The following is a 19,870-nucleotide window of genomic DNA, read 5'->3' on the forward strand; positions in this document are numbered from 1 at the left end:
CGGTCCACCTATCGATCAGCCGGCCGGCGCGTCACTTGCGCTCGGACCATTTCGGAATGGGGTACAGGACCTGGCGGGTCGCCACATCCAAGGGGTAGATCGTGTGGTATTCGCCGCCCACGACCTGCTGGAGGATCGCCTTGACCCCGGTATTCTGGCCGGAGTCGTCGAACCGGACGCCGGTCCACGGCATGATGAGCTGATCCGGCGGAAGGTTGGTCTCGCGAAGGGCCTTCCCGATCGCCTCGGGCCTGGTCGAGCCCGCCCGGTTGATGGCGTCGGCCAGGACCATGAAACCGGTGAAGGCCCGGGCCGGGACATCGGACAGGTCCCGCCCCCCCGAGTGTCTCCGGAACAGCTCGTTGACGGGCGTCACCAGGGGCTTGGCCTTGGCGAGGTCGAGCGCGAACGGCGCCCGGGTGATGTGGCCCTCGGCATCCTTGCCCGCGAGCTTCAGGAAGGTCGGATCGGTCCAGCCGGCGTTCTGGGCGACGAGCAGCCTCGGGTTGTAGTCGAGGTTCCGGGCCGTCTTGATGAACAGCACGGCGTCCGACGTGTAAGAGGACGGCAGCAGCACCTCGGCGTTCGCCGCCTTCAGCTTGCTGACCTCGGCGTCCAGCGAGGTGGTCTGGGCCCGATAGGCGATCCGGGCCGCGACCTCGTAGCCGTACTTCTTGGCGAGCTCCTCCTGGACCTTCGCCGAATCGGTGCCGAAGAGCGTGTCCTCGTGGAGGATGGCGACCGTGCGGAGCTTGATCCCGCGCTTCTTCTCCAGCTCCTGCAGGAAGTCGAACATGACCTGGCTGAAGTGCCCGTCGTGGGGGCTCGTCCGGAAGAACCACTTGAAGCCGCGCGCGGTGAGCCCCGGCGACGAGGACTCGGCGTTGAGGAAGGGCACGCCCATGCGCTCGGCCACCTGGCTGGCCGTCGCCGTCACGCTGGAGAAGTAGGCCCCGAAGAGGGCATGGACCTTGTCCTGGGTGATCATGCGCTCGGCGTCGGCCTGGCCCGTCGCCGGCTTCCCCTGGTGGTCGGCGATGACCAGACGGATCTTGGCGCCGCCCAGATTCGGGAGTCCTCCGCCTTTGGCGAGCGGCAGCGGGAGCGGGGCGCCGCTGTTGATGAGGTCGACCGCCGTCTTGACGGCGGCGACGGAATCGAGTCCGACCTGGGCCACCGGGCCCGACATCGGATAGAGCACGCCGATGACGACCTCGTTCTGCGCGAGGGCCGGGGCCCCGGCGCCCACGACGAGCCCGAGCGCGGCCAGGAGCCGTCCGAGTCGCGCCATGACCGACACCTCCTCCGGCCGAGCGCTCACCGGCGCTCGGACCACTTCGGGATCGGATAGATCACATCCCGGGTGGCCATCTCGAACGGCCACACGGTGTAGTACTTGCCGCCCTGGAGCTGCATGATGATCGCCCGCACCCCCACGTTCTGGCCGGTCTCGTCGAACCGGACGCCGCTCCACGGCATCAGGAGGTCGGCGGGCTTGATGTCGGTCGCGGTCAGCGCCCTCCGGATCGCCTCCGGCTCCGTGGAGCCGGCTCGGTTGAGGGCGTCGACGAGCGTCACCATCCCGGTGAAGGCGCGGGCGGGCAGGTCATAGAGATCCTTCCCCGAGCGCGCCCGGTAGGGTCCGTTGAGGGCCTTGGCCACCGGGTTCTTGTCGATCAGATCCGAGGGAAAGGGGGAACGGGACATGTAGCCCTCCGAGTCCTTCCCCGTCTGCTCGATGAACTTGGGATCGATGTGGCCCGCGTTCTGGGCGATGATCATCTTCGGGTTCCAGTCGAGCTCCTTGGCCGTCCGCACGAACAGGACGGCGTCCGACTGGTACGAGGTCGGCAGCCAGACGTCCGGATTGGCGGCCTTGAGCTTCTGGACCTCGGCGGTCAGCGAGGTGCTGTTGGCCCGGTACGGGAAGTCGGCGACGAGCTTGTAGCCGTACTTCTGGGCGAGCCCCCGCTGCACCTTGCCCGAATCGGTCCCGAACAAGGTGTCCTCGTGCGAGATGGCGAGCGTCTCCAGCTTGATCCCCTTCTTCTTCTGGAAGTCGGCCATGAAGTCGAACATCGCCTGGCTGAAGTGCTCGTCGTGAGGCGAGGTGCGAAAGAACCATTTGAACCCGCGCCGGGTCAGACCCGGCGACGCCGACTCCGCGGTCAGGTGAGGGACGGCGAAGCGCTCGGCCACCTGGCTGGTGGTCATGGTCACGCTGGACTGCCACGACCCGATCAGCGCGTGGACCTTCTCCTGAGTGATGAGCCGCTCGGCCTCGGCCTGGCCCAGGTCCGGCTTGCCCTGATGATCCACGAAGACGAGGCGGAGTCGGGCGCCGCCGCCCACGCCGGGGAGACCCCGGAGCTTCTGGTAGAAGGCGCCGGGGAGCATGGGCTCCTTGCCGTTTACCATGTCGGCGAACACCTCGTAGACGTGCTTCTCGTCGATCCCGGCGGTCGCCGTCGGCCCGCTGAGCGGATACATGAGGCCGATCACGACCTCCTTCGGCTGGGCGGAGGCCGGCCGGGCCGTGAGCGCGAGGGCGGCGACGACGAGCGCGAGTGTCACCCGCTTCAGCATGGCTCCTCCTCGGAAGCTGCGGCGAATTCAGGGAAATCGGCGGCGGGGGCATCATACGGGGGCTCGGCGAAGCGTGTCAAGCGTCACCGCGCGCTGAGCGCCGGGATCACCTCGGCCATGAACGCGCGGACGGTCGGCCGCCAGTCCTCGGGCGACGGCGGCCGAATGGTGACGTCCTCGAACCCGAGCTCGCGGATCGTCCGGAGCCGCGCGGCGATCTCCGGGGCGCCGCCCCCCAGCGCGAAGGCGTGAACGTACGGCGACGGAAGGAAGGCCGCATCGCGCACGGCCTGAGCCCATCGATCGGAATGGACCAGGTCATACCGCGCGTAGTCCGTCTCGAATCGGGCGAGCGCGCCGCGCAGAGGAACGTCGAGCGGGAGCCCGGCCATCGCGCAGAGGCCGGGAAACCGCAGGCCGAACCAGGAGACGCTCGGCTTGAGGCGCTCGTGGGCCACCGCCGGGTCGCCGGCGATCACGCAGAAGAAGAACGCCACCACGCTCAGCTCCGCGAGGCTCCGGCCGGCGGCTCGAGCGCCGGCCTCGACCCGCTCGCGCACCGCCTGCAGGACGGCGGGATGGGAGCCGACGTTGAGCACCACGCCATCCGCCACGCGCCCGGCCAGCTCGGCGGCCCGGAGGCCCGTAGCGACCACGTAGATCGGCGGCCACCCGGCCGGCCGTGACGGCCGAGCGAAGCGGATCCCGAATGGGCGTCCGTCATACGTCACCGTCTCGCCTCGCAGCAAGGGGCGCAGCTCGCTGATCGCCCGCTCGAGATCCGCCAGGCGGACGGGTCGGGCCCCGATGCGGCGAACGGCCGAATCGCCGGTGGCGATCCCCAGGATGGCGCGGCCGCCCGAGAGCTCGTGGAGGGTGAGGATCGCGTTGGCGGTGACCGCGGGGTGCCGGGTCAGCGGGTTGGTGGCGAGGGTGCCGAGCCGGACGGAGCGGGTGTCGCGGGCCAGGAGGGCGAGGGTCGCATAGGGGTCGCGGTACAGCATGGGCGAATCCGGGACCCAGAGGGTCTCGAATCCCCCCGCCTCGGCCTCGGCACCGAGACGGGCCAGGTCGGCCGCCGGAGCGTACAAGGCCCCGAAGGAGACGCCGAAGCGCACCGGGCGGTCAGCTCATCTCGAGCGGGGAGCGCCGGCGGTCACGCCCTCTCAAGGTCTTGCGCCGGGCCGAGAACCGAGCAGCCCTGGGACGCAGGCCGGAGGGCCGAGGACGACGGGATGCGACGGGTATCGGCACGGCGCCCTAGGGTAGCCAGTCGCGGAGCGGCCTCACCTGGATCCCGGCCTGCTCGAGCCCGTCGCGCACCGCGCGGACGATGCGCTCGGCCCCCGGCGTGTCGCCGTGGCAGCAGATCGTCTGGATGCTGATGTCGATGTCCACCCCGTCGTGCGTGCGGACCTTCCCTTCGGCGGCCATCCGGACGGCCTGGGCCGCCGCTCGCGCCGGGTCGGTGATGAGTGCACCCGGCTTCTTCCGGGACACGAGCGTGCCATCGACCTCGTAGCCGCGGTCGGCGAAGCCCTCGGAGGCGACGCGGACGCCCATCTTGCGGCAGTGGGCGTCGTACTTGCCGGAGGCGAGGGTCATCAGGATGAGCCGCTCGCCGGACTCGCGGGCCGCCTCGCCGATGGCCTGGGCGATCGCCTCCTGGCTCTCGGCCATGCTATAGAGGATGCCGTGCGGCTTGACGTGCTGGAGGTCGTGGCCGGCCGCCCGGCAGAACTCGCGGAGCGCGCCCATCTGGTAGCAGAAGTAGTCCTTCAGCTCGGCCGGGGTGACGTCCATCACGCGGCGTCCGAAGCCCATCAGATCCGGCAGCGACGGGTGCGCCCCGATGGCCACCCCGTGCTGAAGCGCGAGGGCCACGCTCTTGCGCATCACGTGCGGATCGCCCCCGTGGAAGCCGCAGGCGATGTTCGCCGACGAGATGTACGGCATGATGGCCTCGTCGGCCCCGAGGGTCCACCGTCCGTAGGACTCGCCCATGTCGCAGTTGAGGTCGATCACCGTTGCCATCGTCTCGTCCTCCTGTCCCGCGAGCGGTTACCGGCGTTCCGCGCTCTCCTCAGCTCGGGGATCGCATCCGGTCACACCACGGCCTCGGCGAGCCACGCCGCCGCCTCGCGAAGCGCCGCGTGGGCCTCGGCCAGGGTCACCCCGCGAAACCGCACGCGGTGGCCCGGCCGGGCCTGCCCGAGCCGCCCGATGTCCACGCTGATGACGGTGGCGATCTTCGTGTAGCCTCCCGTCGTCTGCCGGTCGACCAGGAGGACGATGGGCTGGCCGTCTCCCGGTACCTGGATGCCGCCGAGCGGGATGCCGTCCGAGATGATGTCGTGTCCGCGCGCGTGCGCGATGAGCGGCCCCCGGAGGCGATACCCCATCCGGTCCGCCTGAGGCGTGACCTCGTAGGGCCCCGCGAGGAGGGCGGTGAGCCCCTCGGGGGTGAAGCGATCGTCCTGGGGGCCCAGGATGACGCGGCACTCGACCTCACTCGGGTACGCGGGGCGGCGGGCCGGCGGCACCGTCCGGCCGTCCAGCCGGTCGGGGTCGATCGGAGGCCGGCCGACCGGGAGGCCATCCCCCTTCTGGAGCGCGCGTCCGTCGACGCCCCCGAGGCGGCCTCGCAGGTAGGTCGCGCGTGAGCCGAGAGCCGGCGGCAGGTCGAGGCCCCCCGCCACCGCGAGATAGGCGCGGCAGCCGGCCGTGACCATCCGGAAGGACACGATGTCGCCCGGACGCAGGCGCACGGCGGTCCAGGTGGGGGCGGCCTCCCCGTTGACGGCGAAGCCCATGTCGCCGCCGGTGACGGCGATGCCGCACGCGCGGCGCACCTCGAGGCGTGGTCCGCGGAGGGTCAGCTCGAGGCCCGCCGCGCCCTCCGGGTTCCCGACCAGGCGATTGGCGAGGACGAAGGCCGCCCGATCGAGGGGGCCCGACGGCGGGATCCCGACTCGCTGGTAACCCGGGCGTCCGAGGTCCTGCACGGTCGTCAGGAGGCCCGGCTCGACGACGACGAGGTCGCTCACGCGGTGGCCTCGGCGCGCTCGGGCTCGATGCGCGGGCGATAGGTGCCGGCCGCGACCGCGTCGGCGATGGCGCGAAACTCATCGGCATCGATGGGGCGGAAGCGGACGCGATCGCCCGCCCGGAGCAGAATCGGCTCGGCACTGGCCGGGGCGTAGAGGGCGAGCGGCGTGCGCCCGAGGACCCAGAAGCCTCCCGGGCTCTCTACCGAGTAGATCGAGCACTGGCTGCCGCCGATCCCCACGCTCCCGGGCGGCGTCTTCGTCCGCGGCCGGTCCAGGCGCGGGATCGTGAGCCGCTCGGGCATGCCGGTCATGTAGGGGAGCCCCGGCGTGAAGCCGACGAAATAGACGAAGTACTCGGCGCCGGCGTGGAGCCGCACGACCTCATCCGGAGCGAGACCGAGTCGCCGCGCCACTTCCTCGAGGTCGGGGCCGTGCTCGCCTCCGTAGGCGCACGGCAGCTCGACCCGCCGCCCGGGCGGCGGCGCTGCCGCGGCCAGACGCGGGACGAGGGCCTGGAGGTGGCCGAGAAGGTCCTCCCAGCCGAGCACGAGCGGATCGTAGGAGACGAGCAGCGATCGGAACGTCGGCACCGTCTCGACGATCCCGGGCAGGCGCGCCTCGGCGAGCAGTCGTTCCAGCGTGCGCACCCGGGCGTTCGCCTCGCGGGAGATCTCGTCGGCCAGCTCCACGGACACCGCGAGGTCGCCCGCCGGAAGGACGCGCGGTTCGGCGTAGATCATGGGAGGGGGCCATTGATGCGCGGGCTTCGCCCGTTGGGGCCCCCTCCCAAACCCGAGGAGAAGGGTGCGCGGGCGAAGCCCGCGCTCGGAGCGGAGCACCAACCGTGGGCGGTTAGGGGATCGCGAAGCGCCTGATTAATCCGACAGCCTCCTAGACTAGAGAACGGCCAGCGCGTGGTCCGGCAGGTCCGTGATGAACATGTGCCCCGGCGCATGCGTGATGACGAGCGGAGGCCGGGCCTCGAGCGCGACGGCCTGGGGGGTCACGCCGCAGGCCCAGAACACCGGCTCCTCCCCGGGGAGCATGGTCGGCGGATCACCCCAATCCGGCGTGCGGACATCCGCGATCCCGATGTGGGCCGGGTTGCCGATGTGAACCGGGGCGCCGTGCGCCATCGGATAGCGGGCGGTGACCGTGACCGCCCGCGGGATCAGCGCTGGCGGGATCGGGCGCATCGAGACCACCATGGGTCCGCGGAAGATCCCGGCTGGACGGCAGGCGACGGTGGTCCGCCACATCGGCACGATCCGCTGCTCCTCGATGTGGCGAACCGGGACGCCGGCCTGCAGGAGCGCGGTCTCGAATGTGAACGAGCAGCCGAGCAGGAAGGCGACGAAATCCTCCCGCCACTCATCCGTGATGTCGGTGACTTCCGCTGCCAGCCGGCCCTCGCGGTAGATCCGATAACGCGGCACGTCCGTCCGGAGATCCGCTCCGCGGGCCACGCCGGCCGGCTCGGGGTTGCCGGGGTCCGTCACCTCGACGAGGGGGCACGGCCGCGGATTCCGCTGGCAGAAAACGAGGAAATCGTAGGCCTGAGCCTGGGGGAGGATGACGAGGTTCGCCTGGACGTGGCCGGGCGCGAGCCCGGCCGTCCCGCCCGTGTAGCGGCCCTGGCGGATGGCCTGGCGGATCTCCTTCGGAGTCTGGCCGAGCTCCATGGGATGGCCTCCTGGTGCGGGGATTCCCGCTCACTATAGACCACGCCCGCGCGGCCCGGCAACTGGCACGCGTGCCGTTCGCTCACTCGGGGGGCAGGAGGACGCAGGCCTCGGCGGGAATTCCGAGCAGTACCGGCTGGCCCACCGCGAGGCCGGTGTCGGGGGCCGTCGCGAGGCGCAGGACCGGCCCGCCATCGTGCAGCGCGACCTGCACGTCGAGCGCATCGCCGAAGTACACCGCGCGCGCCACCGTGCCCCGCAAGACGTTCCAGCCCCGATCGCGGAGACTCCGGGCCCCCACGTCGTCGGCGGCGACGACGATCCGGTGGGGGCGCACCGAGACGGCGACCTCGGCCCCCGGCGTTCGCCCGCGGACCTCGCTGACCCGCAGGCGGAGATCCCCGGCCAGCCGCAGGAGGCCGTCGCGCTCCAGCACGCCGTGGAGCAGGTTGGTGCGGCCGACGAAGCCGGCCACGAAGGCCGTCGCCGGACGCTCGTAGATCTCCCGTGCCGTGCCGACCTGCTCGATCCGGCCCTCCCGCATCACGGCGATCCGGTCGGAGGTCACCATGGCCTCCGCCTGGTCGTGGGTGACGTAGAGCGTGGTGATGCTCAGATCTTCGTGGAGGCGGCGGATCTCGAATCGCATCTCCTCCCGGAGGTTCGCGTCGAGGTTACTCAGCGGCTCGTCGAGCAGGAGGATCTGCGGCTCCACCACGAGCGCCCGGGCCAGCGCCACGCGCTGCTGCTGGCCGCCCGACAGCTCACCCGGGTAGCGCGCGGCGAGGGCCTCCAGCCGGACGAGGGCCAGCGCGTCCTGGACCCGCTTGGGGATCTCGGCGCGAGGGACGTCGCGGAACTTGAGGCCATAGGCGACGTTCTCCGCCACCGTCCGGTGGGGCCACACCGCGTAGGACTGGAAGATCATGCTCATGCCGCGGCGCTCCGGCGGCACCGCGTGCCCGGGGCCGGACAGCCGCCGGTCGCCGACCCAGATCTCCCCGGCATCGGGCTCGAGGAACCCGGCCAGCAGGCGGAGGGTGGTGGTCTTCCCGCATCCCGAGGGCCCGAGAAGCGAGACCACCTCGCCGTGCTGCACCTCGAGGTCGAGATCGCGGACGGCGGCCACATCGGCGCCGAACCGCTTGGTGAGTCCCCGGAGGACGACCGACGCCAACCTGGCTGCCTCCCGGGCGCTAGATCTGGAGGAAACGTCGGCCCAGGAACCGCTGCGCGATAGCCACCAGCACCAGCGTGATGCCGAGGAGCAGGATGCCGAGGCTCGAGACCGCCTCCCACAGCCCCTCCTCGTAGAGCGTGTAGATCACGACCGAGACCACCCGCGAGCGGGCCGTGAACAGGAGGATCGAGGAGGAAAGCTCGCGGAGGCTGGGCAGGAAGACGAGGAGCCAGGCCGACAAGAGGCCGACGCCGAGCAGAGGCACGGTCACGTCCTTCATGGCCACCAGCCGGTTCGCGCCCAGGATCCGGGCGGCATCCTCGAGGTCGGGATGCACCGTCGCCATCGCCGCGTGGCACGCGGTGTAGGCCACGGGCAGGTACTTGGTCAGGTACGCGACGAAGATGATCCAGATCGTCCCGTAGAGGAGGAGCGGCGGCCGGGAGTAGGCGGTGAAGAGGCCGATGGACAGCACGATCCCCGGCACCGCCAGCGGGGCGGTGGCCAGGAAGGCGAGGAACCGGGCCCCGCGGAGCAGCCGGCGGTGCGCGACGTAGGCGATCCCGGCCATCAGGAGGGCGGCCAGGGTCGCGGTCACCACGCCCAGCATCAGGGTGTTGAGGATCGCCGAGCGGGTGGGGTCGTACTCGAAGACGACGAAGCGGAAATTGCGCAGCGTCAGGTTCTCCCAGCTCCATCCGAGCCCCCAGGCCTTCGCCAGCGCGGCCCGCAGAAGCGCGACGTAGGGCAGCACGATCGAGCAGGCGAGGACAGCCGCGCAGCCGCCGAACGCGACCCATCGCCAGCGGCCGAGACCTACCGGCCGGGGCGCGGCCGCCCGGCCTCCCACCGTGGTGAAGCCGCGGCGTCCGACGAGCCGGCGCTGGACCCACAGGAGGCCGGCCGCCACCAGGAGGAGGGGCATCGCATAGGCGGCCGCCACCTCCACCTTGGGCGGATAGTGGAAAAACGCCCAGATCTGGGTCGTCATGACGTGGAAGCGCGCCGGGAGCGCCAGCATCGCCGGGGCGCCGAAGAGCACGATCGTCTCGAGGAAGGCCAGGATGAACCCTCCCGCGATCGCGGGCCACGCCAGCGGCAACGTCACGTCCCGCATCACCGACCAGGTGCCGGCGCCGGCGATCCGGGCGGCGTCCTCCAGATCGGCGGGCGTCGCGGTCAGGGCGGCGCCGGTCAGGATGAACACGACCGGAAACGTGTAGAGGCTCGTGACGAAGACGAGGCCCGACAAGGAGAAGATGTTGACCAGCGGCGCCTCGGCCCCGGTCACCCAGCGATAGAGGACGTTGAGGAGGCCGGCGTTGGGCCCGGCCAGGATGACCCAGGCGGTGGCCCCCAGGAACGACGGGGTGACGAAGGCGGCGACGGTGAGGGTGCGGATCAGCCCTTTCCCCGGCAGGTCGGTTCGCCCCACCAGCCACGCCATCGGCGCGCCGATCAGCACGCTGAGCACGGCGACGGCACTGGCGTAGACGAAGGAGTTGACGATGGGGCCGCGGTAGAGCGGCCGGCCGAAGGCGGTGAGAAAGTTCGCGAGGCCGAGCCCTTCGGACGTGCGGAGGCTCGCCGCCACCAGGACGGCGAGCGGCGCCACCACCAGCACCAGGAGGATCGCGGCGTTCGTGAGCCAGACCAGCGCGATCAGGTCGCCGGCCGGCCGCCGCTCCGACGGTCGCGCGCTCACACCCCGAACAGCTCGCGGAACTTCGTCTTGATCTCCTCGTTGCGCTTCATGATCTCCTCCGGCGTGGCCGGGAGCAGCTTGAGCTCCCGCAGTGGCCGCTTGTCCTTGGCGTAGGTGACGTCCTCGTTGGGGACGTAGAGACCGTCATTCACCAGGATCTGCTGCGCCTCCCTGTCGAACAGCCAGTCGGTGAAGATGCGAGCCGCGTTCGGGTGCGGGGCCTTGGCCAGGATCGCGTTCGCCGACGAGACGAACGGGACACCCTCCTCGGGGAAGACGATCCCGACCGGGTTCCCCTGCTTGGCGGCCCGGTAGAGGTTGTATTCGCCGGTCGCGCCCACCCACGCCTCCGCGCCGGCCAGCTTCATCGGCGGGTCCTCGGCCGACTGGACGACCAGGGGATCGTTCTTGGCCAGCGCCGCGAAATAGTCCCAGCCGAAGGCGCCGAGGAGGCCGGTGATCCCGGTGAGCACGACGCCGCTGTATCCGGGATGAGCCTGGACGAGCTTCCCCTTCCAGCGAGGGTCGAGGAGATCCTTCCAGCGCCGGGGGGCCTCGGCCTTCGCCACCTTCTGGGTGTTGATCCCGATGACGTAGGGGGTGCCGCGGAGCACGGTGTAGAAGCCATCCTTGTCCTTGAAGTCCGGGCGGAAGCGCTCGGACCCGGCCGGCGCGTGCTTGGCCAGCATCCCTTTCGTCTTGAAGTCCAGGAAGTGGGAGATGTCCGAGGTGTGGACGACGTCGGCGATCCACAGGTTGGCCGACGCCTCCTGCATCACCTTCTGGAAGATGCGCTCGGAGCCGTCGCGGTTGAGCTCACAGGTGACGCCGAGGCCCTTCTTGGTGAAGGCCTCGCAGACCTTCTGGGCCACCGACAAGCCGAGGGACGAGTACCAGACGACCTTGCCCTCCTTCCGGGCCAGCTCCCCGGGATTCTGAGCCGCCGCCGGGCCTGCCGCGGCGATCAGGGCCACCCCGACCAGGATTCCTCGCGCCCACCGCTTCTCTGCCCTACTCATATGCACGCCTCCTCTGTAAGGTTCACCTGTCAGCGCGGCCAGTACATGATGACGCCGACTCCGGCGAGGCAGAACGCCGCCCCGACGAGGTCGAACCGATCGGGAGGGCGGCCGTCCACGAGCGCGCCCCACCCCAGGGCGAGTAGGACAAAGGCGCCCCCGTAGGCGGCGTAGACCCGCCCGAAGTGCGCGGGCTGGAAGGTGGGCACGACCCCGTACAGTACCAGGACCAGTCCGCCGACGAGCCCGAGCAGCGGGCTCCGGCTCTCGCGGAGCCAGAGCCATACCAGGTAGCCGCCGCCGATCTCGCAGAGGGCGGCCAGCATGAACAGCCCGACCGACGTGGCGGCGAGTGCGGGCGTCATGCGTGTCAGCATCCCAAGCCGGTCACTTCCCAGCAGCCCTGAGATACTTTCTGGCCCACGCCACACGGTTTTCGAATCTCGATTGCCGGCCGCTAGGCAGAAGCTCTTTCCGGTCCTCGATGGTCAGCTTCAAGCGTCCCGCCGCGTCTTCATAGAGATCTGACGAGCTGTGGACGCGCCCATCCGACAGGGCCTCGAGAACGGGCAGCATGACGGTCTGAAAATCGGGGATGGCCATGAGAGCCCCTCCCTGCACGGGACCCGTGTCGGGTTATATCACGCCCTTTCCCACTCCGAACGGCTGACTCCTGCCTGTCGCAGAACACGCAACAAAAGCCCGACGCCAATGGCTTTTCCGTGAGGGTTCGGAATGGCCACGACCACGTCGCCTCGGACCATGAACTGATGGCGACCCCCCCGACAACGGCCCGTCGAATCCCAGAGTGCGTAGACCTCGGATCAGCTCTCGACGGGAGACCGGTCCCCACCGCGGCATCAGCCGGCTTGCTTGATCCTGACTCGGACTCTTCCGAGCGGGGGAACGGAAAGCCCGCGAGCGACTCGAACGAGCACCCATTCCTCGACCACCTCGGCGAGCTGATTCCGACATTTCTCCAGCGTATCGGCCGTCGCCAACACCCCTCGCAGGCGCGGGACTTCGCCGTAGAACGCGCCGTCCTCGAGCTTGTCATAACGCGCGATCCGAAGCGCCTGTTCGACATATCCTCGGATCACCTCAACACCTCCTGGGGCCCGTAAGTCGCCGGCGTCCGGGAACCGCCGCTGGATCATCTCGACGAGATGCCGGGCTTCGACTGGTCGGCGTTGGCCCCGAAGTGGCAGGTACGCGGGGCTGCACAGGTAGCTCGCATTGTAGCGTGCCAGGCCCGCGCGGGAAAGCCGAACCGGCGGGGTTCAGCCCGCTCCGGCGAGCTCCCGGGCGTAGGCTGGCCCGCGGCCCGCGTCCTCGTGCTTGAAGTAGGCGTAGACGTCCAGCCCCGCGGCGGTCCAGGCGTCGCACCGCCGGCGCCAGGCGGCCAGATCGGCGGAGGCGTACGCCTCGCGACGGAGGCGGACATAGACGAAGTCGGCCGTCGCCCCGTCGGGAGCGGGGCCCTCGGTGGAGACCGGCTCCTCGTCGGTCTCGGCCAGGCAGAGCGCGACCCGGTGCTGGCGGAGCACGGCATAGGCCTCCTCGGTCTGCCAGGAGCGGTGGCGGACCTCGACGGCCATGCGAAACAGCGGCGGGACCAGGCGGAGAAACTCGTCCAGCGCCGCGAGATCGGCGCGGAAGGAGGGCGGCAGCTGGGTCAGGATCGGCCCGAGCTGCCGCGACTGGGCCAGCACCGACACCGCGCTCAGGAACCGCTCCAGGAGCTCCTCCGAGTCCCGGAGCCTCTGGACGTGGGTGATCTTCTGGTTGAGCTTCACCGCGAACTGGAACCCGGCCGGCACCTGACCGGCCCACTCGCGAAGGGTCCGCTCGGACGGCATGCGGTAGAACGTGTGGTTGATCTCGACCGTGGGGAACCGGGCCGCATAGTAGGCGAGCATCTCCCGCGCCGGTAGCCGGGCCGGGTAGAACGTGCCCTTCCAGGCTGGATAGGCATAGCCCGAGGTGCCGACGCGCAGATCCGCCACGGGTCCCTCGCAGGTCTTTGCTATCATGGGAAGCGCTCCGACGGCGGACTTTCTTTTCGCGCGCCCGACGGGAGGAGACGGCCACGACGATCCGGGACGCCACCGTGGCCGATGCGGCCGCCATCTGCCGCATCTACAACGAGGGCATCCAGGACCGTGTCGCCACGCTAGAGACCGAGGAGCGCACCGAAGACGAGCGTCGGGCCTGGCTCGAGGCCCGCGGGCCGCGTCACCCGGTGCTCGTGGTCGAAGTGCCGACCGCCGATGGAGCCCGGGTCGTGGGTTGGGGGAGTCTCAACGTGTTCAACCCCCGACGCGCCTACGACCACGTCGCCGACTTCTCCCTCTACGTCGACCGGACCTGCCGGGGGCGTGGGATCGGCCGTCGCCTCCTCGAGGCGCTGATCGCGCGCGCGCGGACGCTCGGCTATCACAAGCTCGTCCTGTCGGCATTCCCCTGGAACGAGGCGGGAACGACGGTGTATCGGCGGGCCGGCTTCCGGACGGTGGGAATCTACCGCGAGCAGGGACTCCTGGATGGCCGCTGGGTCGACACCATCATCATGGAGAAGATCCTCGACGGCCCCAGCGCCCACTAGGTTCTTCGGGGGGGTCTCGGAAGACCCCCCCGAGGTGGTCTAGGGGCGGACGAGGCCCTCCCGGATGGCGTAGCGCACCAACTGGGCGGCGTTCCCGAGCTCGAGCTTGCGGAAGATGTTCTGGCGGTGGGTCTCGATCGTCTTGAGGCTGGTGCCGAGCTTGTCGGCGATCTCCTTGGACGTCATGCCCTCGGCGATGTGCCGGATGATCTCCAGCTCGCGTGGCGTGACGCGGCTGCCCCGGTCGCGGAACCCGCGCGACCCCCGCCGTTCGCCGGCGGGCTCGTACGCCGCGAGCACCCGCCACAGCGTGTAGTGCTGGATCCGGAGCAGGGCCAGGAGCGTTTGCGACACCGCCGGACTGACCCGCAGCGTGCTCAAGAGGACGTGGGTCACGCTCTCCTGGTGGGCCTCCAGGAAGGCCAGCAGCCGCTCGGGTCCGAGGCGGTCCCGCGCGAACTCGAGGGCGACTTCCTCGATGGCGCTCGTGTAGCCGCGAAAGTCCCGCCGGGCGAGCGCCCGGTGGACGCGCTCGAGCAGCCGCGGAGCCAGGTCCACCTCCCGCGGCGTCCACTCGCGGCCGACGAGATCCCGGTAGCGCGTCCGCCACTGGCGCGTCACCGCGTCGCGGTGACGCTCGAGGCGGGTGAAGGTGGCCGCCACGGCGTGCTGGGCGGGCCCGGCCAGGGAGAATCCGGGCGGGAGGGTTCCCGTCCGCTCGGCAATGGCCTCCCGGTCAGACAGGGTTCGCTCGGCGTTCGTCCTGGTCATATGTTCTCGCTATCGCCGAGCCCGCCCCGCCGCCACCCTCAGAAGGGCAACAGCGCCCCGGTCGCATCGAAGGCGAGCGGGGCCGGCTCGCTGACCTGACGGAGGTCTTCGCGTTTGGCGACCTCGGGAGCGAAGGCCTCCGACACCTCGACCTCGGCGAGGCGCAAAGTATTCTTGATCCGAACCACACGCGCGTCCTCGATCCGCTCGAGGCCGAGGCACGACAGCGCCACTGCGACCGCATCCCGGTCCGTGTCGAGCACGGGCGGGAGCTTGGCGCCGGCCGGTGAGCACGCCGTGAGGCAGTTGATGTACGTCGCGTTCCACTCGACTTTGTCGGCGAGCCGCCGGGTGGTGAAGTCCGCATTCCCGATCCCGGTGGCGTTCCCGTAGGTGTGAGCCGTGAGGTCACACACGACGATGAAGGTGATCTTGGGGCTCGGAAACGGCGGCTCGAAGAAGGTGCCGTGACGGCCGATGATGTTGGAGTCCATACCCGCGCCCGAGACGTCCTTCCCCATCTCGTCCACGATGAGGAGGTCAATCGGGTCGAACGGCAGCCGCGCCATCCATGCCTTCGCTTCCCGGAGCAGCGCGCGCTCGCCGGCTTCGATGTCGGCCGGGAGGAAGGCCTGGACCTTCGCGGTCTCGTCGTACCCGTTCTCGACGATGCCCAGCCCGAAGGCGATCCGGGCCCGGCGGAGCATTTCGCGCCCGACGCTGGTCACGACGGTCTCGTACCGGTGACGGATGTTGGCCCGGTGGGCCTGAATGGCCCCCCGGTGCTTGCCGAGTCCGATGGTCATCATCTTGAACAGGCCGGACTCGATCTCGCCCTTGAAGTCGGTGTGCGGCTTCACGCGGTTGATGACGCCGATCCAGTCGGCCTGGGAGGCTTCGCGGTCGAGCCATACCGGCAGCCCGAGGGTTTCACCGACCTGCACGACGTCCATCGTCGCCCGGATCGGGCATCCCATGGTCGCGTCCGTGATCCCATAGTGTTCCAGGACCGAGAGCTGGCCCTCGGTGGTGCCGCCCCCGTGACTCCCCATGGCCGGGAAGACGAAGGGGTGGGCGCCGAGGCGCTTCAGGTGATCGACGCACGCCCGGGTGACGACGTCGATGTTGACGATGCCGCGGCTGCCGACCGCCAGCGCGACGGTCTGCCCGGGCTTGATCGGCAGCGGAAGGGCGCCGAGCGTGTCGCGGACCGCGGCGGCCACGTCGTGCAGCAAGGGGCCGGGGAACTGCTGCTTCAGGCGAACCATGCGCGGGAAGCTGGTGGCGCGAGGGATGCTCATGGGGTGACCCTCCTCGCCCCGAGTCTAGCCGGCCCCCTGGGGGGTGTCAAAGCGCATGTTGTGCCTTCCTACGGCAAATTTTGCACGCCGGCCTCGCACGCCACATTCCCCCTAGGGGTGGAGCAAACTACATTCCAGGTTTCACCGTAAGGCGGCGGGGTGCCGGTTCGCGCGCCCGGCGGGCGGTTCGGGCCCTGTCGTGGCTGAGCCGCGTGGGAGGGCCGCTGTTGGGAGCCTGCCGGTCGTTCCCGTTCCGGACAGCCGAGCGGGTGGGCCGGCCGTCGTCCGGCCGCGTCGAGGGAAAGCGGGTGGCCCGCGCTACATCCCCTGGACCGCGCCCGAGACCAGGCCGTGGGTCAGATAACGCCGGAAGACGTAGTAGAAGACGACCGGCGGGATCGCATAGATGGTCGAGAGCGCCATCAGGAGGTTCCAGGGAGCGTCATCGCCCGTCAGGAAGGTGCCCATGGAGATGGGCAGCGTGAACATGTGCTCGCTCTGGAGGAAGAGCACGGCGTAGAGGTACTCGTTCCAGGCGAAGAAGAAGGCGTACGTCCCGATGGCGATCAGCGGCGGAAGCACCAGCGGCAGGTAGATCCGGTAGAAGATGGTCAGCAGCCCCGCCCCGTCGATGGCGGCCGACTCGTCGATTTCCGGGGGAATCGTCTTGGCGTAGTCCCAGAGCACCCACAGGGCATACGGGGAGGCGAAGGTGGTCATGGCCGCGATGAGCGCCCAATACGTGTCCAGCAGATCGTAGTCGGCCATGATCTTGAAGAACGGGATGGAGAGGAAGGAGGCCGGGATGATGTAGGTGAAGAGGGTCATGCCGGAGATGACGCGGCTGAGCCCGAAGTGGAGCCGCCCGAGGGCGAAGCTGCCGAGGGCGCTGATCACGAGGACGGCCCCCATGGTCACGCCCGCCACCAGGACACTGTTCCCCATCCACCGCCAGAAGTATTTGACGAAGACGCTCTGCTGGAACACGACGAACCGGTACGACTCCAGGGTCGGGTTCCGCACCCAGTATTCCGGCCGGAACAGCTCGGCAGTGGGAGTGAACGACAGCACGAGCATGTAGTAGATGGGGAAGAGAGTCCACACCGCGACCAGCGCCAGCACCACGGCCCTGGCGAGCCTGACCACGATCTGGCGGACGCGCCCGCCGGCCGGCCGGGTCACTTGATCTTCTTGATGAGGATGAAGATGAACAGCAGCGTCACCGGGAGAGCGGTCGCGAAGACCCCCACCCCCCAGTCGATCTTGCCCATGAGAAACGTATAGCGGTAGGCCAGGGTCGCCAGCACGTGGGTGGAGTCTCCGGGCGCCCCGCCCGTCAGGAGCCACACGTTGGTGAAGTCCCCCAGCGTGAAGACCATGGAGAGGAGGGAGCAGATCAGGTAGATGCCCTTGAGCATCGGGAACGTGATGAAGCGGAAGTTCTGGAACGGCCCGGCGCCATCGATGGCGGCCGCTTCGTAGAGCTCCCGGGGGATCCCCCGGCGGGCCGCCAGGAAGATCACGGTCCAGAAGGGCAGGTACTTCCAGATGTGGAAGGTGATGAGCGCCCCGATGGCCATCCAGCGCGAGGCGAGCCAGTGGACGGTCCCGACGCCGATGTCCTCCATGATGAGGTTCATGATTCCCCACTGGGACGAGAGCATCCAGCGGATGGAGAGGATGCCGGGCAGGACCGGAATCGCCCAGGGGAGGAGGAAGATCGCCGACAGAAAGCGCACGCTCCGGCTGTCGGACTGGAGAATGCCCGACAGGAGCAAGGCCAGGATGAGCTTCACGTTGACGGCCACGCCGACGTAGGTCAGCGTGTTGACGATGGTCTGGACGTAGATGGGGTCGGCGAACAGGACCTCGTAGGTGTACCGGTCGAGGGCCTGGGTGACCTCGAAATAGAGCGGGTAGACGACGAAGGCGATGAAGAGGAAGATCAGCGGCAGACAGAAGAGGAGGCCCTGGAGGTTCCGGGCTCGCGGCGCGAATACCGCGGCCGATCGCGCGACGAGCCCGTTGATCCCCCGGGGGCGCGCTACTGCATTCGCCATTTCTACCTGAGCCGCGCGGGTAACGCGCTCTCCGCGCGCCGACTCTCCGCGCCCACCAGTCCGGACCGCTCCGAGCGCGGGCTTCGCCCGCGCAACCCTCCCGGGGGGAGGTCTCGGGGGGGGGCGCTGCCCCCCTCCGAATGGTCTAACGCCACTGCGTGAAGATCGTCTTCATCCGGCCGATGGCCTCGTCGGCGGCCTTGTCGGCCGCCCACTTGTCCACGTTCGTCCGGGCCATGGCCTTGCCCCAGATGTTCTCGGCGTAGACCTGGGAGTTCGCGGGGCTCTTCCAGTGGTCGAAGACCTTGACGTTCCGCTCCAGGTAGAGCTTGGTGGCCAGGGGGATGTGGTAGTCGACCGGACCGCCCTTGCCCACCTGCCCCTTCGCGAAGAAGGGGTCCTTGGCCACGTCGTTGAACGCCGGGAACCAGCGCCCGTTGGCCCCCTTGATGTACTGGGCGAAGCGATTCGGCTCCAGGACGAACCGGATGAACTCCTTGCCGAGGTCGGGGGCCTTGGCGTCCTTGGGGACGAGGATGGTCTTGACGGCCACCATGTACGACGCCTTGCCCCCGCCCGGGTTGTCCGGCCACTCCACGGTCGCCATCTTGAAGAAGTAGTTGTCGGGGGCGTTGAAGAAGTGGTGAGCGGGGATCGACAGCGAGGGGTTCGGGGTCATGACGATCGACTTCGAGTGGAAGTTCGCGTTGTTGTCCCCGTCCGACCAGTTGATGGCGTCCGGCGGGACGTACCCCGAGTTGTAGAGGTCGGCGAACCAGTGGAGCGTCTTGACGATGGCCTCGCGGTTCTTGGGCTGGTCGGCGATCACCTTGCCGTCCTGATCGAGAAGCTGGCCGCCGAAGGACAGGAGCGCCATCTCGAAGTTGTAAATCGTGTCGGAGCCGCGCGTGGATTCGGTCATGCCGATTCCGTAGAGCTTGCCGTACTTGGCCGGGTCCTTCTTCCGGAGGGCGTCCTGGGCCTTCTTCCAGTAGTCCCAGTACTCGTCCCACTTGAGCGGGATCTTGTCCGGGTCGTCGGCCATCCCGACCTCCTTGAGGAGGTCGCGCCAGTAGTGGATGTGCATGATCTGGGCTTCGATGGGCACCCCGTAGTACGCGCGCTTCTTGGCCACGTTGTTGTAGCAGTAGGCGACCTGGACGAATTTCTCGTTGTAGCGGGGCTTGAGCTCGGTGATGACGTCGGTGGTCTCGGCCAGTTTGTCCTGCCAGGCGTAGTTGGGCATGACCTCCCAGTCGTTGTAGAAGCAGAAGGCGACGTCGGGCACCCGCCGCGCCTGGATGGCCGCGATGATCTTCTTGAGGAGGTCCTCCTGGATGGTGAACGAGATGTCCACCTCGACGTTCTTGGCCTTCTGGAAGTCCTGGGCGATCTTGATCATCGCCTCGTCTTCTTCCTTGTAGTAGCCGCGGTTCCACCAGACCACCAGCTTGCGACCCTGGGCGCGCGAGACCATGGGGAACCCCAGCGCCCCGGACAGAGCGCCGGCCCCGGCAGCCGAGGTCGTCTTGAGAAAGTCCCGGCGGGTCTGCCCCATCGTCGGCCTCCTGTGAGGGTTGTGGGTGGGCTCCGGCCTTCTGGGAAGCGGAAATCCGAAGACTGACTCTTCTATACCCCAAAGCCCAGGGGGCCGCAATAGGGGGCGGGGCCGCGGGTCGCCCGCCGGCCGGACATCGGCCGGGCAAAATGGGCACTTTCGCCTTGACTTGGCGTTCGGGGTGCCCCTAAGATAACGCACTCACCGGACCTGGAGGCCCGTGGTCAGCCATAGTCGCTCGTGTCACCCCGGTACCTGGCTGGGCGTCTTCGCCCTCGCCGTTCTCCCTCTCCTCGGCGGCTGCTCGCTCTTCCGGAGCCGTCCGGACACGCTGCCGCCCGCGGCCAAGCTCT

The 19,870-nt window shown here is 69.2% G+C and carries 20 protein-coding genes and 1 pseudogene; 1 reads left to right on the top strand and 20 read right to left on the bottom strand.

Features of this window, described 5'->3' with window-relative positions; translation table 11 throughout:
* Positions 1-31: 31 nt before the first annotated feature.
* The 15 genes and pseudogenes from VGW35_01815 to VGW35_01885 form a co-directional block, all read right to left on the bottom strand.
* Positions 32-1,291 (bottom strand): ABC transporter substrate-binding protein, encoded by a 1,260-nt coding sequence (locus VGW35_01815; GenBank protein ID HEV8306378.1) that lies wholly within the window; start codon positions 1,289-1,291, stop codon positions 32-34.
* A 26-nt stretch (positions 1,292-1,317) separates the two neighbouring features.
* Positions 1,318-2,586, bottom strand: a complete 1,269-nt coding sequence (locus tag VGW35_01820) for an ABC transporter substrate-binding protein (protein ID HEV8306379.1) — start codon at positions 2,584-2,586, stop codon at positions 1,318-1,320.
* An 83-nt stretch (positions 2,587-2,669) separates the two neighbouring features.
* Entirely contained in the window at positions 2,670-3,704 is a 1,035-nt protein-coding gene (locus VGW35_01825) for an LLM class flavin-dependent oxidoreductase (protein ID HEV8306380.1), read from the bottom strand.
* Positions 3,705-3,846: 142 nt separating this feature from the next.
* On the bottom strand, positions 3,847-4,620 hold the full coding sequence (locus VGW35_01830; protein HEV8306381.1) for a 5-oxoprolinase subunit PxpA: 774 nt from the start codon (positions 4,618-4,620) through the stop codon (positions 3,847-3,849).
* 71 nt (positions 4,621-4,691) lie between these two features.
* Complete coding sequence (locus VGW35_01835) at positions 4,692-5,633, bottom strand: biotin-dependent carboxyltransferase family protein (protein ID HEV8306382.1); 942 nt, start codon at positions 5,631-5,633, stop codon at positions 4,692-4,694.
* Positions 5,630-6,376 carry a 5-oxoprolinase subunit PxpB gene (gene pxpB, locus VGW35_01840; GenBank protein HEV8306383.1) on the bottom strand — a complete coding sequence of 249 codons (747 nt, stop codon included), beginning with the start codon at positions 6,374-6,376 and terminating at the stop codon, positions 5,630-5,632. Before pxpB ends, VGW35_01835 begins: the two co-directional genes overlap by 4 nt.
* A 156-nt stretch (positions 6,377-6,532) precedes the next feature.
* A complete protein-coding gene (locus tag VGW35_01845; GenBank protein HEV8306384.1) occupies positions 6,533-7,318 on the bottom strand; it encodes a putative hydro-lyase in 786 nt (261 codons plus the stop codon).
* Positions 7,319-7,400: 82 nt separating this feature from the next.
* Positions 7,401-8,495, bottom strand: coding sequence for an ABC transporter ATP-binding protein (locus VGW35_01850; protein ID HEV8306385.1), 1,095 nt, complete (start codon positions 8,493-8,495; stop codon positions 7,401-7,403).
* A gap of 19 nt (positions 8,496-8,514) precedes the next feature.
* Positions 8,515-10,203 (bottom strand): iron ABC transporter permease, encoded by a 1,689-nt coding sequence (locus VGW35_01855; GenBank protein ID HEV8306386.1) that lies wholly within the window; start codon positions 10,201-10,203, stop codon positions 8,515-8,517.
* A complete protein-coding gene (locus tag VGW35_01860) occupies positions 10,200-11,222 on the bottom strand; it encodes an extracellular solute-binding protein (GenBank protein HEV8306387.1) in 1,023 nt (340 codons plus the stop codon). The genes VGW35_01855 and VGW35_01860 overlap by 4 nt, the downstream gene beginning before the upstream one ends.
* 29 nt (positions 11,223-11,251) lie before the next feature.
* The gene (locus VGW35_01865) at positions 11,252-11,587 is read right to left on the bottom strand and encodes a YnfA family protein (GenBank protein ID HEV8306388.1); all 336 of its coding nucleotides are present in this window, start codon (positions 11,585-11,587) and stop codon (positions 11,252-11,254) included.
* A 22-nt stretch (positions 11,588-11,609) separates the two neighbouring features.
* Positions 11,610-11,825 carry a winged helix-turn-helix domain-containing protein gene (locus VGW35_01870; GenBank protein HEV8306389.1) on the bottom strand — a complete coding sequence of 72 codons (216 nt, stop codon included), beginning with the start codon at positions 11,823-11,825 and terminating at the stop codon, positions 11,610-11,612.
* 38 nt (positions 11,826-11,863) lie between these two features.
* Positions 11,864-12,083 (bottom strand): annotated as a pseudogene (locus VGW35_01875) (type II toxin-antitoxin system HicA family toxin).
* Positions 12,083-12,322 (bottom strand): type II toxin-antitoxin system HicB family antitoxin, encoded by a 240-nt coding sequence (locus VGW35_01880; protein HEV8306390.1) that lies wholly within the window; start codon positions 12,320-12,322, stop codon positions 12,083-12,085. The pseudogene VGW35_01875 and the gene VGW35_01880 overlap by 1 nt, the downstream one beginning before the upstream one ends.
* A 180-nt stretch (positions 12,323-12,502) precedes the next feature.
* The gene (locus tag VGW35_01885) at positions 12,503-13,255 is read right to left on the bottom strand and encodes a DUF72 domain-containing protein (protein ID HEV8306391.1); all 753 of its coding nucleotides are present in this window, start codon (positions 13,253-13,255) and stop codon (positions 12,503-12,505) included.
* Between the two features lie 62 nt (positions 13,256-13,317).
* Between VGW35_01885 and VGW35_01890 the strand changes: the two genes are divergently transcribed.
* Entirely contained in the window at positions 13,318-13,827 is a 510-nt protein-coding gene (locus tag VGW35_01890) for an arsinothricin resistance N-acetyltransferase ArsN1 family A (protein HEV8306392.1), read from the top strand.
* A gap of 39 nt (positions 13,828-13,866) precedes the next feature.
* On the opposite strand, the gene VGW35_01895 is transcribed toward VGW35_01890, so the two are convergent.
* The 5 genes from VGW35_01895 to VGW35_01915 form a co-directional block, all read right to left on the bottom strand.
* A complete protein-coding gene (locus VGW35_01895) occupies positions 13,867-14,598 on the bottom strand; it encodes a response regulator transcription factor (protein ID HEV8306393.1) in 732 nt (243 codons plus the stop codon).
* Between the two features lie 38 nt (positions 14,599-14,636).
* Complete coding sequence (locus tag VGW35_01900; protein ID HEV8306394.1) at positions 14,637-15,899, bottom strand: [Fe-S]-binding protein; 1,263 nt, start codon at positions 15,897-15,899, stop codon at positions 14,637-14,639.
* Positions 15,900-16,217: 318 nt separating this feature from the next.
* Positions 16,218-17,081, bottom strand: coding sequence for a carbohydrate ABC transporter permease (locus VGW35_01905; protein HEV8306395.1), 864 nt, complete (start codon positions 17,079-17,081; stop codon positions 16,218-16,220).
* Complete coding sequence (locus VGW35_01910) at positions 17,078-17,959, bottom strand: sugar ABC transporter permease (protein ID HEV8306396.1); 882 nt, start codon at positions 17,957-17,959, stop codon at positions 17,078-17,080. The genes VGW35_01905 and VGW35_01910 overlap by 4 nt, the downstream gene beginning before the upstream one ends.
* A gap of 145 nt (positions 17,960-18,104) precedes the next feature.
* The gene (locus tag VGW35_01915; GenBank protein HEV8306397.1) at positions 18,105-19,517 is read right to left on the bottom strand and encodes an ABC transporter substrate-binding protein; all 1,413 of its coding nucleotides are present in this window, start codon (positions 19,515-19,517) and stop codon (positions 18,105-18,107) included.
* Positions 19,518-19,870 lie beyond the last annotated feature (353 nt).

The organism is Candidatus Methylomirabilota bacterium (genome assembly GCA_036005065.1).
Taxonomy (GTDB): Bacteria; Methylomirabilota; Methylomirabilia; order Rokubacteriales; family DASRDR01; genus DASYQW01.

What these genes read in the sequence shown, in the direction of transcription:
- VGW35_01815 (HEV8306378.1), bottom strand. Translation starts at nt 1,291, where the DNA reads ATGGCGCGACTCGGACGGCTCCTGGCCGCGCTCGGGCTCGTCGTGGGC.
- VGW35_01820 (HEV8306379.1), bottom strand. Translation starts at nt 2,586, where the DNA reads ATGCTGAAGCGGGTGACACTCGCGCTCGTCGTCGCCGCCCTCGCGCTC.
- VGW35_01830 (HEV8306381.1), bottom strand. Translation starts at nt 4,620, where the DNA reads ATGGCAACGGTGATCGACCTCAACTGCGACATGGGCGAGTCCTACGGA.
- pxpB (HEV8306383.1), bottom strand. Translation starts at nt 6,376, where the DNA reads ATGATCTACGCCGAACCGCGCGTCCTTCCGGCGGGCGACCTCGCGGTG.
- VGW35_01845 (HEV8306384.1), bottom strand. Translation starts at nt 7,318, where the DNA reads ATGGAGCTCGGCCAGACTCCGAAGGAGATCCGCCAGGCCATCCGCCAG.
- VGW35_01860 (HEV8306387.1), bottom strand. Translation starts at nt 11,222, where the DNA reads ATGAGTAGGGCAGAGAAGCGGTGGGCGCGAGGAATCCTGGTCGGGGTG.
- VGW35_01865 (HEV8306388.1), bottom strand. Translation starts at nt 11,587, where the DNA reads ATGACGCCCGCACTCGCCGCCACGTCGGTCGGGCTGTTCATGCTGGCC.
- VGW35_01870 (HEV8306389.1), bottom strand. Translation starts at nt 11,825, where the DNA reads ATGGCCATCCCCGATTTTCAGACCGTCATGCTGCCCGTTCTCGAGGCC.
- VGW35_01885 (HEV8306391.1), bottom strand. Translation starts at nt 13,255, where the DNA reads ATGATAGCAAAGACCTGCGAGGGACCCGTGGCGGATCTGCGCGTCGGC.
- VGW35_01895 (HEV8306393.1), bottom strand. Translation starts at nt 14,598, where the DNA reads ATGACCAGGACGAACGCCGAGCGAACCCTGTCTGACCGGGAGGCCATT.
- VGW35_01900 (HEV8306394.1), bottom strand. Translation starts at nt 15,899, where the DNA reads ATGAGCATCCCTCGCGCCACCAGCTTCCCGCGCATGGTTCGCCTGAAG.
- VGW35_01910 (HEV8306396.1), bottom strand. Translation starts at nt 17,959, where the DNA reads ATGGCGAATGCAGTAGCGCGCCCCCGGGGGATCAACGGGCTCGTCGCG.
- VGW35_01915 (HEV8306397.1), bottom strand. Translation starts at nt 19,517, where the DNA reads ATGGGGCAGACCCGCCGGGACTTTCTCAAGACGACCTCGGCTGCCGGG.